Origin of the sequence: Stenotrophomonas sp. AS1, from assembly GCF_048957655.1 — a bacterium.
Classification (GTDB): Bacteria; Pseudomonadota; Gammaproteobacteria; order Xanthomonadales; family Xanthomonadaceae; genus Stenotrophomonas; species Stenotrophomonas bentonitica_A.
In genome coordinates, this window is the sequence record NZ_JARVXM010000007.1 from 573,013 (window position 1) to 588,920 (window position 15,908).

The 15,908-nt window shown below is 68.4% G+C and carries 16 protein-coding genes; 4 read left to right on the plus strand and 12 right to left on the minus strand.

Features of this window, described 5'->3' with window-relative positions:
* Positions 1–65: 65 nt before the first annotated feature.
* The 12 genes from mdcH to PV764_RS14480 all read right to left on the minus strand — a co-directional run bounded on the left by mdcH (position 66) and on the right by PV764_RS14480 (position 11,821).
* On the minus strand, positions 66–983 hold the full coding sequence (mdcH, locus tag PV764_RS14425) for a malonate decarboxylase subunit epsilon (protein ID WP_421116932.1): 918 nt from the start codon (positions 981–983) through the stop codon (positions 66–68).
* Positions 980–1,843: a triphosphoribosyl-dephospho-CoA synthase MdcB gene (gene mdcB / locus PV764_RS14430; protein WP_046274088.1), complete on the minus strand. Its 864-nt coding sequence runs from the start codon at positions 1,841–1,843 to the stop codon at positions 980–982. Before mdcB ends, mdcH begins: the two co-directional genes overlap by 4 nt.
* Entirely contained in the window at positions 1,840–2,478 is a 639-nt protein-coding gene (gene mdcG / locus PV764_RS14435; protein WP_046274089.1) for a malonate decarboxylase holo-[acyl-carrier-protein] synthase, read from the minus strand. Before mdcG ends, mdcB begins: the two co-directional genes overlap by 4 nt.
* A 3-nt stretch (positions 2,479–2,481) precedes the next feature.
* Positions 2,482–3,186, minus strand: coding sequence for a biotin-independent malonate decarboxylase subunit gamma (mdcE, locus tag PV764_RS14440; protein ID WP_046274090.1), 705 nt, complete (start codon positions 3,184–3,186; stop codon positions 2,482–2,484).
* Positions 3,177–4,073, minus strand: a complete 897-nt coding sequence (locus tag PV764_RS14445) for a biotin-independent malonate decarboxylase subunit beta (RefSeq protein ID WP_421116933.1) — start codon at positions 4,071–4,073, stop codon at positions 3,177–3,179. Before PV764_RS14445 ends, mdcE begins: the two co-directional genes overlap by 10 nt.
* Positions 4,070–4,390, minus strand: coding sequence for a malonate decarboxylase acyl carrier protein (gene mdcC, locus PV764_RS14450; protein ID WP_019184583.1), 321 nt, complete (start codon positions 4,388–4,390; stop codon positions 4,070–4,072). The genes PV764_RS14445 and mdcC overlap by 4 nt, the downstream gene beginning before the upstream one ends.
* A gap of 10 nt (positions 4,391–4,400) precedes the next feature.
* Complete coding sequence (gene mdcA / locus PV764_RS14455; RefSeq protein ID WP_421116934.1) at positions 4,401–6,044, minus strand: malonate decarboxylase subunit alpha; 1,644 nt, start codon at positions 6,042–6,044, stop codon at positions 4,401–4,403.
* A 292-nt stretch (positions 6,045–6,336) separates the two neighbouring features.
* A complete protein-coding gene (locus tag PV764_RS14460) occupies positions 6,337–6,942 on the minus strand; it encodes a DUF2894 domain-containing protein (RefSeq protein ID WP_046274094.1) in 606 nt (201 codons plus the stop codon).
* Positions 6,932–7,579, minus strand: a complete 648-nt coding sequence (locus PV764_RS14465) for an OmpA family protein (RefSeq protein WP_019184580.1) — start codon at positions 7,577–7,579, stop codon at positions 6,932–6,934. The genes PV764_RS14460 and PV764_RS14465 overlap by 11 nt, the downstream gene beginning before the upstream one ends.
* Positions 7,576–9,981: a DUF802 domain-containing protein gene (locus tag PV764_RS14470; RefSeq protein WP_421116935.1), complete on the minus strand. Its 2,406-nt coding sequence runs from the start codon at positions 9,979–9,981 to the stop codon at positions 7,576–7,578. Before PV764_RS14470 ends, PV764_RS14465 begins: the two co-directional genes overlap by 4 nt.
* 10 nt (positions 9,982–9,991) lie before the next feature.
* Positions 9,992–10,669 carry a DUF3348 domain-containing protein gene (locus PV764_RS14475; RefSeq protein ID WP_046274096.1) on the minus strand — a complete coding sequence of 226 codons (678 nt, stop codon included), beginning with the start codon at positions 10,667–10,669 and terminating at the stop codon, positions 9,992–9,994.
* A gap of 153 nt (positions 10,670–10,822) precedes the next feature.
* The gene (locus tag PV764_RS14480; RefSeq protein WP_046274097.1) at positions 10,823–11,821 is read right to left on the minus strand and encodes an aldo/keto reductase; all 999 of its coding nucleotides are present in this window, start codon (positions 11,819–11,821) and stop codon (positions 10,823–10,825) included.
* Positions 11,822–11,996: 175 nt separating this feature from the next.
* Here PV764_RS14480 and PV764_RS14485 point away from each other — a divergent pair, with 175 nt between their 5' ends.
* The 4 genes from PV764_RS14485 to proP all read left to right on the plus strand — a co-directional run bounded on the left by PV764_RS14485 (position 11,997) and on the right by proP (position 15,856).
* Positions 11,997–13,106 carry an alpha/beta hydrolase fold domain-containing protein gene (locus tag PV764_RS14485; protein ID WP_019184576.1) on the plus strand — a complete coding sequence of 370 codons (1,110 nt, stop codon included), beginning with the start codon at positions 11,997–11,999 and terminating at the stop codon, positions 13,104–13,106.
* A 116-nt stretch (positions 13,107–13,222) separates the two neighbouring features.
* Complete coding sequence (locus PV764_RS14490; RefSeq protein WP_019184575.1) at positions 13,223–13,636, plus strand: host attachment family protein; 414 nt, start codon at positions 13,223–13,225, stop codon at positions 13,634–13,636.
* Positions 13,637–13,646: 10 nt separating this feature from the next.
* The gene (locus tag PV764_RS14495; protein ID WP_019184574.1) at positions 13,647–13,976 is read left to right on the plus strand and encodes a thioredoxin family protein; all 330 of its coding nucleotides are present in this window, start codon (positions 13,647–13,649) and stop codon (positions 13,974–13,976) included.
* Between the two features lie 392 nt (positions 13,977–14,368).
* Positions 14,369–15,856 (plus strand): glycine betaine/L-proline transporter ProP, encoded by a 1,488-nt coding sequence (proP, locus tag PV764_RS14500; protein ID WP_019184573.1) that lies wholly within the window; start codon positions 14,369–14,371, stop codon positions 15,854–15,856.
* The last annotated feature ends 52 nt before the right edge of the window (positions 15,857–15,908 follow it).

Genomic DNA, 15,908 nt, shown 5'->3' on the forward strand with positions numbered 1-15,908 from the left:
ACGCGTGCAGCATGATGGCGACCCGCCACCCGGGGACTGCTGGTGTTACACCTTCGGGTGGCCCCTCATGCGCGTGCGCATGCGGCGTCCACCCATTCGCGCACGCCCTCCAGCGTGCGGAAATCCTCTACCGAGCGGGCCTGCAGCTGCGGATGCAGCTCGCGTACCCGCCGGCTCAGCGCCGAGCCGGGGCCCAGCTCCAGAAATACTTTTCCGCCGCGCTCCACCGCCTGCGCCAGCATCTGCTGCCACTGCACCGTCCGGGCGATCTGCGCGGCCAGCGTGTGCACCACACGTGCGACATCGACGACGCTGCTCCCGTCGATGCCGGCGAGCAGGCGCAGCCGCGGCGGCTGCAGTGCGGTCTCACCCAGGACCGCTTCGAACGCCTGCGCCGCGGGCACGAGCAGCGGGGTATGTGCGGGAACATCCACCGGCAATGGCGCCGTGCGTGCGCCGTGCCGGACGGCCGCAGCGGCGGCGGCCTCCAGCGCGCTGCGCAGGCCCCCCAGCACCACGTGGTCCGGGCCGTTGACGATGGCGAGATGGACCGCGTGCTCGGCGCACAGCAGGGCGATCTCGTCGGCCGCCAGGCCGATCACCGCGATCAGGCCGGCGTCGGCCGGCGAGGCGGCGTCCATCAGCGCGGCGCGGCGGGCAGCCAGGTGCAGGCATGCAGTGCTGTCGAAACTTCCGGCGATGGCATGGGCGGCCAACTCACCGGCGCTGTAACCGGCCACCGCCGTTATGGTGGGCAATCGGTCGCGCAACGCGGCCCAGTGCGCCAGCGCTGCGGCGCAGACGAGCGGTTGGGCGAGGGCGTTGCGGAAGCGGTGTTCGTCTGCCGCAAGAGCCTCCACCGGCGTGCCCAGCATCTCACTGGCCTGCGCGAGAATGGGCTGGGCGCGGGCGTCGTCGCCAACGCGCGCGAACATCTCCGAGTGTTGGCCACCCTGGCCCGGGCAGAGCAGGACCAGGCTCATGCGTGCGCCTGCAGGTGCAGGAACCACGTGCAGGCCAGCAGATCGGCGCTGCCGCCGGGGCTGAGCCGTCGCTGCTCGAATGCGTCACCGATGGCGGCGATACGTTCGCGCCAATCCGCCTGCTGGACACCGCCCCCCGCGAGGAAGCCGCGCGCCTGGTGCTGGGCGAAGGCCAGCCCGGCCTCACCCCCGCGGTGCAGGAGATTGAGATCGACCGTGTGGGCGATCAGCGTCATCAGGGTTTCCACCTGCGCCGCTTCGGCATCCTGGGTGGCATCCAGTACGCGTTGCAGGGTCGGCAGGGCCAGCGCGTGCAGCAGCGGGTACCCTGCGGCCGCCTGTTCGCGGACACCGGGCACGGCGTGCCGCCGGCGGGCGCGTTGGCCGGGGCTGTGCGGATTCAACGGGGCCTCCAGCAGCGCCGATCGCCACTGGGCAACGCCTCGACATACGGCCTCGCCCGACGGTGCGCCTTCGCCGCTGGCGCGAAGGCGGGCGGACTGTGCGACCAGCAGCCCGAGGCTGAAGATCGCCCCGCGATGCGTATTGATACCGCCGGTGGCGCGCAGCATCGCGGCTTCGGCGGCGATGCCGAGCGTACGCAACGAGGCGAACGTCACTTCGCTGCAGCCCGCGTGCGCGATAGCGACGAAGTAACCGCGCAGCGCGAACAGGCTGCGCAGGAAGGTGCCCGCATCCATGTCGGTGTGACTGCCGCGACTGAACGGCGTAACCAGGCCGGGTTTGGGCGCGCAGGCAAGCTCGGCGTGCAGACTGGCGATGGCCAGGCGGCCGAGACGGCGCGCATCGGCGGAGCGGGGCGCAGCGGTGGCCGGCAAGGGCAGCCGAACGGCGTTCATGCGGCGACCTGCCAAGCGGTGAGCGCCTCGCGCGGCACCAGCGAGCATGCATCGTTGCCTTTGACCATCAGGCGCGCGGCGCCGCTGGCGTACTCGCGCCAGTTGACCGCACGGTCAACCGGGAAGCGCAGTTCGCCGTCCAGCCGCATGGGTGATCGCCGCTCGCAGTGCTGCAGCACGGCGACGATCGTCTCGGCCTGGCCGGTGCCGGTGACGTCCCAGAGCAGGTCAATATCCGAGCCGTCATGCAGGTAGCCCAGGCCGGTCAGGTGCTGCCACGCCGCGCTGCCGAACACGCGCGGTGCTACCGGCAAGGTGGCCGTTTCGGTGGCCAGGCCGTGGAGCCGGTCGCGCCATCCCGCACCGATATCCGTCGCGACCTCGGTCAGCAGCGGCGGTGGCGCGCTGCGCAGGACGGCGGACGGATCAACCCGCAGCGACAACCGCTGGCGGTGCTCGGCCAATGGCAGGGGAACGCCCAACCGCAGCTGCTGTTCGTCGCTGGTGGGGTCGCGACGCGCCACCACGAAGGGCAGTCGCGCCTGTGCCCATGCCCGCAGCCGCGCCTCGGCGCCCGCACTGAGAACCTGCCACGGTGCCTGCGGATCGAGCCAGACCAGGTCGTGACGGCGCATGGCTCAGGCCTCGCCCGCGGCTACGGCGGCGGCGACGTCGCGGGCCAGCAGGCGGCCGCCACGCGCCGCGCCGCGTTCCCGGCGCTGATCGCCGGTGCCCGGCGCCTGCAGCGCATCGACCAGCGCCTGTGCAAGATCGCCCTCCCAGACGGCCTCCACCGCACCCATGCGCACGTAATTTTCCACGCCCGGCGCGAATACCGGCGAGCTCTGGCTCAGTGCCTGCAGTTTCTCAAGCGGCTGTTTGGTGACGCGCGCCATCGCGCGCAGATCCATCACGCGCACCTGCGCTTCGGGCAAGGCGTAGATGCGGTCGGCCATGAGCCCGAACGACAGGAAGCCGCCGCTGACTGATTCGCCATAGACCAGACTCACCAGCGGCGCGCCACGGCGGCGGGCCAGATCCAGGGTGCCGGCCAGGTGTGCGAAGTAGCTGTTGATGCCGAGCATCTCATCGCGGCGTGCCAGGCGCTGGCCGGCGGTATCAACCAGCATCACGATCGGCCGCTGCGGATGCGCGCGGGTACTGGCGAGCACGGTGGCGGCCAACGCCAGTGCATGATCAACCCCGACCTCCAACTTGTTCGCGGTACCGATCACGGTGACCTCGCCCATTGCAGTGGTGGCGGTGCCGCCCAGCACATCGTCGTTGCGAGTGACCGCGTGACCCCGCGGGAACAGTGCGTCGAGCAGAGGGGTCAGTTCCATGGCAGGCTCCGGTTCCTGGCCGCTTCCAGGAAGTCAGCGGTTTCCAGCAGTGGCAGTTGGTCGGCATCGACGATGCCCTGCAGGCGCCAGACCTCCAGACCATCGCGGCAGCCCCCGTAGGCGTTGATGCGTGCATCGAGCCGGGTGTGCGCCTGCTCAAGGGCCTGCAACGGGTCGTCGGCCTCGGTGTGGGTGTCGATCAGTGACAGTGCCGCCTGACCAAAGGCGTCGCTGCGGTCCGGCACCAGTTGCACGGCATCACCGATCAGGTAGCGGTGCTTGCCGCCGGTGACGCGCCAGACCAGGGCGCGGTCGCGCGAGTCGAACTCCTCCACGCCACGCACGGTCTCGATCACTTCCGGGCCGGACAGCGAGAGCCGGCCTTCTTCGGACATCACGACCGCCGTGCAGCAGCGGGCGACGATGCCCATCCCGCCGAATGCGCCGTTGCCGCTGCCGATCAGTGCAAACACGGGAATCCCGGCGGCACGCGTGGCCAGCACCGCACGCATGATCTCGGAGATGGCGACCAGGCCGGCGTTGGCCTCATGCAGGCGCACGCCGCCACTGTCGAGCAAAAGCAGCACCGCGTCCGGACGTACCGCGACGGCACGTTCCAGCAGCCCGGTGAGCCTGGCACCGTGTACTTCGCCGACGCCACCGCCCATGAACTGGCCTTGCTGCGCCGCGATCAGGACAGGACGACCGCTCAGGCTGCCCGCGCCGACCACGATCCCGTCATCGAATGCACCGGGCTGATCCAGCTGCGCCAGGTGCGGGCTGATGATGCGGCGGGCCGGGCCGACGAATTCGCTGAAGCTGCCTGCATCGAGCAGGCCGGCGATCCGCTCGCGGGCGTCTGCTTCGTAGAAACTGTGACTGCTCACGAAGCGTCTCCTTCCTGCAGGGTTTCCAGTGCCTGCTGCAGTCGCAGGCTGACCACGGCGGGTGTGGCGCCCGCATCGTTGATCGACAGGCGCACATTGCGCAGCGGATGCCGCGCGGCGAAATCGGCCAGCACCGCCTGCCAGATCGTGTCGAAGCCGGTGGCCGAGGTAATCACCTCGATCTCCATCGCGCCGTCCAGCGGGGTAGGTTCGATCAGCACTTCCAGATTGCCCGAGGCGACCACGCCGACCAGCGCGTGATGGTCGCGCTCGGTGAGATCGTGCTGCCCGGGGAAGCGATAACGCAGGGTTTCCATGGCGTGCCCCTTACCAGTTGCGGAAGCGTTTGGGCGGGTTGTACAACCCGCCGGACCAGCGCACGAGATCCTTGACCGAGCGCGCGGCGAGCAGGTCGCGGCTGGCATCGCGGGTGCGGATGCCCAGGTCTTCGGGCCGGCGGATGATGCCGCGGTCGCGCAGGTTCTCGACCATCACGCGGTCACGGCCCAGGCCGACTGCCGTGTAGCCGGCCACGCCGCGGATCGCCTGCTCGCGTTCCTCGGGGCTGCGGCACAGCAGCAGGTTGGCGATGCCTTCTTCGGTCAGTACGTGGGTGACGTCGTCGCCGTAGATCATCACCGGCGGCAGCGGCATCTTCGCGCGCTCGGCCAGCTCCCAGGCGTCCAGGCGCTCGACGAAGGCCGGCGCCATGTGCTCGCGGAAGGTTTCCACCATCTGCACGACCAGCTTGCGCCCGCGCGGCATCTGCCCCGGCAGCGCCGCTTCCTGGCCGGCCTTGAGCCAGGCCGGGCTGGCATGGCGGCGACCGCGTGCATCCGAGCCCATGTTGGGCGCGCCGCCGAAGCCGGCGATGCGGTCGCGGGTGGCGGTGGAACTGTTGCCCTGCAGGTCGATCTGCAGCGTTGAGCCGATGAACATGTCGCAGGCATACAGGCCGGCGGTCTGCGAGAACGCGCGGTTGGAGCGCATGCTGCCGTCACTGCCGGTGAAGAACACATCCGAGCGCGCCTGGATATAGCGTTCCATGCCCAGCTCGGAGCCGAACGAATGCACGGACTGCACGAAGCCGGACTCGATCGCCGGGATCAGTGCCGGATGCGGATTGAGCGCCCAGTGCGTGCCGATCCTGCCCTTCAGGCCCAGTGACTCGGCGTAGGTGGGCAACAGCAGTTCGATCGCGGCGGTATCAAAGCCGATACCGTGGTTGAGTCGCTGCACACCGTACTCGGCGTAGATGCCCTTGATGGCCATCATCGCCATCAGCACCTGGATCTCGGAGATCTGCGCCGGATCACGGGTGAACAGCGGCTCGATGTAGTTCGGCCGTGGCGCCTCGGTGACGAAGTTGACCCAATCGGCCGGGATGTCGACGCGGGGCAGGGTATCGACGATTTCGTTCACCTGCGCGATGACGATGCCGCCACGGAACGCGGTGGCCTCCACGATCACGGGGGTGTCTTCCGTGTTGGGGCCGGTATAGAGATTGCCGTGGCGGTCGGCGGCCTGCGCGGCGACCAGGGCGACCTGTGGGGTGAGATCGATGAAGTAGCGGCCGAACAGTTCCAGATAGGTGTGGATCGCCCCGATCTCGATCCGTCCCTCGGCGACCAGCGTGGCCAGCCTGCCGCTCTGCGGACCGGAGAACGAGAAGTCCAGGCGCTGGGCGATGCCGCGTTCGAACACATCCAGATGCGAGGGCAGGGACAGCACGGACTGGACCATGTGCAGGCCGTGGACCTGCGCCGGATCGAGCTGGGCCAAGCACTCGGCCAGGAAATCGGCCTGTTTCTGGTTGTTGCCCTCCAGGCAGACCCGGTCGCCCGGTTCGAGCACGGTGTGCAGCAGGCGGGGAACCTCGGCATGGGGCAGCAAGCGCCCGAGCCCGGCATCGGCGGCCCGCTGCAGCCTTGCCCGGCGGCGATCCGCTAGCGTGTTCCAGTCTCGAGCCATCTGCCGCCTCTTCATAATTACGCTGTAATTACAAAGCTATCACCCGAGTTTGGCCGGGGCAAGAGGCCTGAGGAGGCCAGTTATGGGCCTGTCGTATTCAGTTAGAACCGGCTGCCTGCTCATCTTCAGCGTCAATGCGCCGAGCATCGCGGTGTCGGTGCTGAGCGGCATGGCTGGCGCATGCGCAGGCATGTGTGTTCGAAGCGGGCGATACCGCGCTGGAGCGACCTTGGCTCAGCGTTGATCGGGGCAATGTCGTGCCGCCTTCAAGGCACGCAGATGGAACGCTTGATCAGCCCGCGGCCTTTCCCGCACGCGGCCGCCGCGGCTTCGCCCCCCGCGGCGCCACTTTCGGCGTTGCCACGAGTACGCCCCACTGATGGAGATGCTCCATGCCGGACAGCGCATCCAGGTACGCCATGAAATGCGTCAGGTACCCGGGCGAGGTTTCTTTCATCAGCGTCAGGGCCCGATGGACCAGGACGCCGGAATTAAGCGGGCCGCCGTTGGTCGGCACCTGGGCCAGCGATTCTTTCAACTGGCTGGCGTTTCGAAGCGTGGCCCAGCCCGCACGAACGTCGGCCAGCAGCGGCAGCTCGGGGTAGGCCGGTTTGTGCTGGCCGGTCAATTCCGTGACCAGCGCCTGCAGGCCGATGCGCCCGGGTGACGGGCCCTGCCCAGGCTGCGCCGCGGCGGGCGCCTCGGCAATCCGCTCGGTGTAGCTGGTCACCATCGCATCCAGCTTCGCCTGCAGCAGTGCCCGCACCTCGCCGTCGTGCGCCTGCGTGCGGGCATGCAGCGCCTCGATCACGGCAAAGCGCGTGCGGTCGAGCTGGTCGAGCTTGTTCGCTCGCCAACGCTGGAGAATCTCAGCGGTTGCGACGGCGTTACGGGCCATCCGCGGCCTTGCTCGCCTTGGGCTTGGGGATCGGGGCAATTTCCACGCGACGGTTCTTGGCACGGCCGTCTTCGTTGGCGTTGGAGCTCACCGGCTGCTCGGAGCCGAACGCCGCGGCAAACACCGCGTCCGACGGCACGCCCTCGGCGATCAGGGTGCGGGTCACGGTCAACGCACGCTCGGCAGAGAGCTCCCAGTTGTCGGCGAAGCGCCAGTTGCCATCGCGCACCTGCTGGTCGTCGGTGAAGCCGCTGACCATCAGGATCTCCTCGCGCGCGGCCAGGTAGCCTTTCAGCGGACCGGCCAGGCTCTTGAGCACTTCCAGGCCCTCCGGCTGCAGCTGGTCGGAGTTCAACGCGAACAGTACGTTGCCGCGGATGCCGATGCGGCCGTCCACCAGCGTGACGCGCCCGGCGGCGAGCGGGCCGGCCAGCGCCTGCTCCAGCGTCTGGCGGCGCTGCACTTCGGCCTGGCGCTGCTTGACCTCTTCATCCAGGCGGTTGGTCAGCTCCAGCTGCAGCGCGACCACGCCGACCAGGATCAGCACGAACGCGCCGAGCAGCACCGACATCAGGTCGCCGAAGGCGGCCCAGATCGGGGCGCCTCCGTCGGCCTCGACTTCGATCTCGTCGCTCATGCCGAGGCAGCCCCGGCCTTGCTGCCGCGGCGGCCGGCCAGCTGCTGCAGCTCATCGATGATCTGCTTCTGCGAGAGCACGCTGAGGTCGATCACCTCACGCGCCTGGGCGACGTAGTAGGCCAGCTGCTCGTCACTGCGGGCCAGCGAACCATCCAGCGAAGCGGCGATCTGGACCAGGCGCTCGTTGAGGCCGTCGCTGGCGGTGCCGAAGGACTGCACGGCGCTGCCGAGCGCGTCGGCCAGGCTCGCCACTTCCACGGCGCTGCCGGTGACCTGCGCAGCCACGTTGCCGAGCTTGCCGGTCTCCGCTTCGATGTGGTCGGTGAAACGGGTGCCAACGCGATCCAGCAGTTCGGCCGAGGTGGAGACCAGTGCATCGACGGCGACGCGTTGTTCGTTGGCCGCGTGGTTGACCGCATCCAGCAGGGTCTCCACGGTGGCCAGCAGGCGGCTGCGTTCTTCCAGCGTGGCGGTGTCGCGGACCAGGCTGTCGGAGAGTTTGCCGCGCAGTTCGGCGACGACATCGGCCGCAGCCTTGGGCGCTTCCGAGGCGGCATGCACCAGCCGCGAGATCTCGCTGATCGTCTCGCTGGCGTGCGCCTGGGCCTGCTGGGTGATGTCATTGGCGGTGCGTGCCAGGGTGTCGCAGATCTCCTGCTGGCGGCTGGCCACGCTGGCGCCGGTCTGTTCCCAGCGCTCGCCGAGGCTGGCGCTCATGCCGGTGAAGGCATCGGTCCAGGCGCGCAGGCGCTGCTGATCGCGTGCTTCCAGGGCGTCCTGCAGCTGGGCATGCGAGTGCTGCATCGCTTCGCCAAGCGAGGCCGCCTGCGCCTGCAGTGTGGCGGAAGCGGCATCCAGGGCCTGTTGATGCCGCTCGCTCAGCGCGGTCGCGGCGGCATCCTGGCGGGCCAGCGCCTGCTGCCAGGCCTCGGCGATCTGCGCGGTGGTGGCCTCCATGCGGCTGCCGACCGAATCGATCAGACCGGTGGCCCGGGCCTCGTGCGTTTCGGTGAAGCTGCCAAGCGCGCTGCGCAGGTCATCCGCAAGGGCGGCATGGGTCTGCTGCTGCGCGGCCTGTGCATCCTGCCAACGGGTGGCCGTCGCGTTGAGTTCGGCCGAGACCGCCTCAAGCAAGGCGCTGGAGCGCTCGCCATGCTGCTCGGCGAAGTGGGCCAGTGCACTGCGCAGCTCGGTCGCCATGGCGGTATTGATCTGCTGCTGCTCGGACTGGGCCGCCTGCCAACCGTCAGCAGTGCTGACCAGCTTCGAGGAGACCGCCTCGAGCAGGCCGAGCGCGCGTTGGTCGTGCTGTGCGGCGAATCCGTCCAGCGCGGCGCGCAGGTCGGCGGTCAATGCAGCATTGGTCTGCTGCTGGCTGTCCAGCGCGGCCTGCCAGGACGCGGCGGTGGCGACACGGCTGGCGTCGAAGCCGTCGGTCAGGCCGGTCAGCTGGCGCTGCACCGCATCGGTCACCGTTTCGTGCATGGCGGCGTTGGCGCGGGCGATGCCGGCCAGGGTGGTGTCCATCACCGGCTGCAGGGCGGCACCGACGGCACGTGCGCTCTCGGCGACACTGTCCTTGAGTGACTCCTTGATCGCGGAGGTCAGGCGGGCGTATTCCTCGTCGGCCTTGGCATGGAAACGCTGCTGGTTGGCCAGCAGTTGCTCGCCCGAGGCGCTGCTCTGCTGTTCGATCGCCGTGGTCATGGCCTGCAGCCGATCCACCAGCGCCGGCATCAGTTCGGCCTGCTGCTGCAGCAGCCGGAAGGCTTCATTGCGCTGCCAGGACTGCGAGTGCGTGTGCAGGGTGGTAGCGATCTCCACGTCCAGCTGCTGTACCGCTTCCAGGCGCTCACGCCGGCACAGCGCCGAGAGCAGGCCGAGCATCGCGGAGGTGGCGACACCGGCGATCGAGGTGCCGAAGGCGACCGCCAGGCCTTCCACCGGCGCGCCCAGCGAGCCGCGGATGGCCTGCAGGTCGGTCGCGCTTTCCAGGGCCAGGCCGGTGCCACGCAGGGTGGCCATCATGCCGAGCAGGGTGCCGAGCATGCCCAGCAGCACCAGCAGCCCGACCAGATAGGGGGTCAGGACCGGGCCGGGCAGGGCGACGCGTTCGCCTTCCACGCGCAGGCGTACCGCATTGCGCAGGCTGGGGTGAAGCTGGCCCAGCCAGGTGGTCAGGCCGGAGCTGGCCGCGCCGGCACTGGCACTGGCCGCGGCGAGCGAGGCGGTCGCCTGCCGGTAGCGGTACAGCTCGAGGCCACCGGCGAGGTAGCACACGGCGATCAGCGCGGCGACAGCGAAACCGACCGGATTGGTGCTGGCATAACCCGCCCCGATCCAGCACACCGCGACAAGGCCAAGCAGGAAAACAACGTAGTGAAGACTGGTTCTGAACATGACGTCCCGGTTAGTGGGTGCGAAGCGCTGCAAGCAGGCCTTCGATCGGTTGAAAACGAATATCCAGCTCGGCCAGCAGCAGGCTCTGCATGTCGCGGCGGAACACCTCCAGCCAGGCCGCGTCGCTGCCGGCGTCGCGCAGGCGCTCGAAATGCACCCCGAGCAGCACCGGCACCTTGGCCAACAGGGCGTGTTCGCGGGCGCTGAGGGTCTGCTCCATCAGCGCGTCCACCTCGGCCAGCCGCGCCAGCTCGGGTGAGCGGCGGGTCAGCATGTCGCGCAGCCGCCCGCGCAGGCGGCTGGTGGCGCCGAGCATGGAACGCTGCGCGGTAACGTAGCGCTCGCGGTACACGGCGAATTCGATGGGCGCTTCGGTCGCTTCGGCCTCGACCGCGCGCCGAACCGGCCTGGAAGGCTCAGGTTCCTGAACAATGGTGGCTTCCAGCGCCGCGCGGATCCGTTGGCATTCCACATCCTCGTCGGCATCGAAATCCGGCCCCTCCACCGCAGGCGGCAGCCGCCCATCGAGCGCCTTGGACAAGGTCACCGCCCGCGTCCAGTCCACCCATTCGCTGAGCCGGTCCGACAGGGCCGGGCCCGTCGAGGACAGGTTGCTTTCAGCCAGACGGGCCAGCAGCCGGATGAAGGCCGGGCCCGGGACAGGCGTCCGTTGCGCGGTTTTGGCCATTGTTCCGGTTAAAACGGCGAATTTTACACCGTAATGGCCGCGGGCCGCCGGCGCGCAGGGTTCAGCCACGGCGCCGAGCGCTCCCGGCGCTGCCAGCACTGCCAGCATTGCCAGCACTGGCATGATCTTCGTCAGCGGCGGCTGTGCGCCAACTCAGTCGATCGGCAACGGCGCGTGCGGCGAGACCAGGCCCTGTTCGCGCAACGCGCTCCAGAACGCCGGCGGAATCGCGACCTTGGCCAACGCGAGATTCTCTGCGATGCGGCCGGGCTGGCTGGCACCGGGAATCACGCCCGCCACGGCCGGGTGCGCCAGCGGGAACTGCAGCGCCGCCGCACGGATGTCCACGCCGAACTGCGCGCCTACCTGCTGCAGGCGCCCGACCCGATGCAGCACGTCGGTACCGGCCATCTGGTACTCGTAATGCGCGCCGCCAGCGAGAATGCCGGAGTTGTATGGACCACCGACCACGATGCGGGCGCCACGCGCTTCGGCGGCCGGCATCAGGCCGGCCAGTGCCTCATCATGATCCAGCAGGGTGTAGCGCCCGGCGAGCACGAAGCCATCGGGGTCGGCCTGCTGCAACGCCATCACGCAGGGCTCGACCCGGTTGACGCCCAAGCCCCAACCCTTGATGACCCCCTCCTCGCGCAGCCGGGTCAGCGCGGTCGCGGCGCCGGACAGGGCCTGGTGGAACACGGCGCGCCAGTTCTCGCCATGGAAATCCCTGGCCGGGTCGTGGATCCAGACGATGTCCAGGCGGTCCGTCTTCAGGCGTTTCAAGCTTTCTTCGATGGCGCGCAACGTACCGTCGGCGCTGTAGTCATAGACGATCTTGTTGGACAGGCCATGCTCGAACAGGCCGCCTTTCTCGCCGAGGTCGCGGCTGGCGGCGTCTTCGGTTTCATCCAGCAGACGGCGGCCGACCTTGGTGCTCAGCACATAGGCATCGCGCGGGTAGTGCTGCAGCGCTTCGCCAAGCCGCCGTTCGGCCAGGCCGGCGCCATACAGCGGGGCGGCGTCGAAGTAGCGGATGCCCTGGTCCCAGGCGGCGTGAACGGTCGCCAGTGCCTCCTGTTCGGGAATGGCGCGGTACATGTTGCCGAGGGGCGCGGTGCCGAAGCCAACACGGCCGGGAAGGTGAATGCTCATGTGAGGGTGGGTACAAAGCGGAAGGCCGCCCAGTCTGCGCGGGGCACTCTGGCTCAAACAGCCGTCGAAAAGCGAAAGAGTGTTGCGCGGCGGGCAAGGATCGAGCCGGATCTGCGCGCCGTGGCAACGACGCAGCAGCTATTCTGTCGCCCGATTTCTCAGCGGAGTGCAGCAGATGGGTTGGACAGTAAAGCTCGCGCCGCTGGCGCTGTTGGTGGCGGCCAGCGGTGCGACCGCCGCCGCGCCCGTGCCGGCGACCGCCGAAGGGGTCCGGAACGTGCCTGGGTTTGCGCTGCCGCTCTCGCCATATCTGAGCCCGGAAGCACAGGCAGCCATGCGCAGCGCCGTCGTCAACGGTGATCCGGTCGCGAAGATGGATAACGCCACCGTGCTCAAAGAGTTGGCGACGATACGCAAGGGCGCCGATGACTGGGCCTACGGCGAGATCAAGGCGCTGCGCGAGCGCTATCCGGTCGAGCTGCACCACGAAACCTGGAACGGGGTGCCGGTGGTGCGGGTCGAGCCGCGCAGCGCGCCGGCCGATCCGGCGCAGCGTCGTCTGCTGATCGAGCTGCACGGTGGTGCATTCGTGTTCGGCCGCGCCGACAGCATCGGTCTGCTCGAGGCGATCCCGGTCGCGGCGATGACCGGTGCCACGGTTGTCGCCGTGGAGTATCGGCAGGGACCGGAGCATCGGTTCCCCGCCGCCAGTGAGGACGTGGCGGCGGTCTACCGCGCGGCACTGGAAACGCGGCCCGCAGCGCATATCGGCGTGTTCGGCTGCTCGGCTGGCGGCGTGCTGACCGGCGAATCGCTGGCGTGGTTCGCCAAGGAAAAACTGCCGATGCCAGCGGCGGCCGGGCTGTTCTGCGCCGGCGGCGATGCGCGTTACGGCGGCGATTCGCGCTACGTGGCCGCTGCCGTCACCGATGCACTGCTGCCGCACGCCGATGGCAGCCTGCCGATCATGGAAGACCTCTACTACGGCCCGGTGGACTTCCGTGACCCGCTGGTGTCGCCGGTCTTCTCCGATGCGGTGCTCGCGCAGTTTCCGCCGACGCTGTTCATCACTGCAACGCGGGCAGCCGAGCTGAGCAACGTTTCCTATACCCATTCGCGGCTGGTGGACCTGGGGCGCCAGTCGGACCTGCACGTCTGGGACGGGCTGGGCCACGCCTTCCACCTCGACGCCCGGCTGCCGGAAAGCCAGCAGGCGTACCGGGTGATGGCGCGCTTCTTCGCCCGGCACCTGGACATGGCCCTGCCCGGACCGCCCGCGGAGTAGGGTGCGACGGGGCTGCATACACGATGCATACATCCGTATGCACTGCGCATACATTCGGTTGCCTACGGTGGAACCCGAGTGCACCCGCGCTCGGTTTTCCCCATAAGGAGTAGATGATGAGTCAGCAGATTCCCGAAGGTACCCTGGTCGTTGTAGCCGATGGCGGCTCGGCCCGCGTGTTCACCAACGTCGGCACCGCGCACAAGCTGCAGCTCAAGCAGGAAGGGGAACTGCAGCTGCAGGCCGTGAGCGATACCGGCGCGTCCGGGCAGGGCCCGTCCGGCTCCGTGCCGCAGGAGATGACCATCTCCCAGCTCAACGAGGCCACGTTTGCCAAGCAGGTGGCGGCACAGTTGAATGAAGACGCGTTGAAGAACCGCTACGCGCACCTGATCCTGATCGCCGATCCGCAGACCCTGGGCCGTATCCGTCCGCTGCTGCACAAGGAAACGCAGGAGCGCCTGCTCAAGGATCTCGCCAAGGACTTCACCAATGCGCCGCTGGAGGATATCCAGCGCGCCCTGTCCTGAGACACCGCCCATGGCCTTCGCCCGCGAATACAGCCCGTCCGACATCACCCGTGCCGACATCGACGCGGGCAGCGGATGGATGCTGCTGGAATTCGGCACCGGTTGGTGCGGCCATTGCAGCGCCGCCCAGCCACTGCTGCAGAAGTTTCTCGGTGGCTATGACGCGACGCACCTGAAGGTCGAGGACGGGAAGGGGCGGCCACTGGGCCGCTCCTTTGCCGTGAAACTCTGGCCGACCGTGATCCTGCTGCGCGATGGCCAGGAGATCGCCCGCGCGGTACGGCCGCATGAGCGCGAGGATCTGGCGCCGCTGATTGATGCGCTGGAACGCGGTCCGTAACGGAAGGATGCGGGTCGCGCAGGCCAGCAGGATGCGTCCTCCGATACGTGCATTGGCGCGCAGTACGCCGCGATTTGGACCTGCTGCGCCTGCGTGCGTTCATCACATGAAAGACCGCTGAAAACGCCTGAAACAGGCTGTTCCACGCGCTCCCTACGAGCGGCGAGGGGAACGTCGGCGGCATTTGTAGTATCATGGCCCGCTTGATCACCCCCGGGCCATTGCCCGTTTCCGGGTCATCCATCCCGCAGCGTCGCTGAGTCCACGCGGCCGTCCGGGATCGTCTGTTGCAACCCCTCTTCGCGCGTCGCGCTGTGTCATCAGAGGCGGTGTTTCCTGTGCCGTGCGCGGGACCTCGGGCGCCGCGATGGCCTGCTTCCAGGAGAAAGCAGATGCAGGACCTGCATGCCGCACATGCCCATTTCGGCTGGTTCAAACGCCGCCGCCAGATGCACGTCGACGAAGTCACCGTCGTTGATCGCCCGATGCTCAAGAAGGCCGTGGGTGCGGCCGCACTCGGCAACGCGATGGAGTGGTTTGATTTCGGTGTCTATGGCTATCTCGCCGTCACGCTGGGTCACGTGTTCTTCCCCGACAGCAGCCCGACCGCGCAGCTGATCGCCACCTTCGCCACCTTCACCGTGGCCTTCCTGGTGCGTCCACTGGGCGGGCTGGTGTTCGGGCCACTCGGCGACAAGTACGGCCGCCAGAAAGTGCTGGCCTTCACCATGATCCTGATGGCGCTGGGCACCTTCAGCATCGGATTGATTCCCTCCTATGACCGCATCGGCATCTGGGCCCCGGCACTGCTGCTGCTCGCCCGGATCGTGCAGGGCTTCTCCACCGGTGGTGAGTACGGGGGTGCGGCGACCTTCATCGCCGAGTACTCGACCGACCGCAACCGCGGCCTGATGGGCAGCTGGCTGGAGTTCGGCACGCTGGGCGGCTACATCGCCGGCGCGGGCACGGTCACCGCGCTGCACATGGCACTGAGCAGCACGCAGATGCTGGACTGGGGCTGGCGCATCCCGTTCCTGGTGGCCGGTCCGCTGGGCCTGCTCGGCCTGTACATGCGCATGAAGCTGGAAGAGACGCCGGCGTTCCGTGCGTACGCCGAAGAGGCCGAGAAGCGCGATCACGAACGCCCCGGCCTGGGTGCGCTGTTCCGCGTGCATTGGGCGCAGCTGCTGATCTGCGTTGGCCTGGTGCTGGTGTTCAACGTCACCGATTACATGCTGCTGACCTACATGCCCAGCTACCTCAGCGTGACGATGGGCTATGCCGAGAGCAAGGGGCTGCTGCTGATCATCATCGTGATGCTGGTGATGATGCCGCTCAATGTGCTGGGCGGGTTGTTCAGTGATCGCCTGGGCCGCCGCCCGATGATCATCGGTGCCTGCATCGCCTTGTTCCTGCTGGCGATCCCCTGCCTGAAGCTGGTCGGCAGCGGCAATGACTGGTTGATCTTCCTGGGCCTGATGCTGCTGGGCGTGGCGCTGGTGTGCTTCACCAGCTCGATGCCGTCCACGCTGCCGGCGCTGTTCTATACCCCGGTGCGCTACAGCGCGCTGTCGATCGCCTTCAATGTGTCCGTCTCGCTGTTTGGTGGCACCACGCCGCTGGTCACTGCGTGGCTGGTGGAGCGCACCGGTGATCCGCTGGTGCCGGCGTATTACCTGATGGGGGCGGCGGTGATCGGTGTGATCACCATGCTGTTCGTGCGCGAGACCGCCGGCATGCCGCTGCGGGGTTCGCCGCCGGCGGTGGCCAGCGAAGCCGAAGCCCGTGCCCTGATGCGCAGCGATGAGCCGGTCACGGTGGATGCGACCCAGCCCACGCTGCCGGTGGCAGCGGTGCCGGAAGACGCGCCCCCGGCGTAACGCCGGTCCGGTCCGGTCACCCACTGCGCCGCCATGGCGCAGGCCAGGAGGG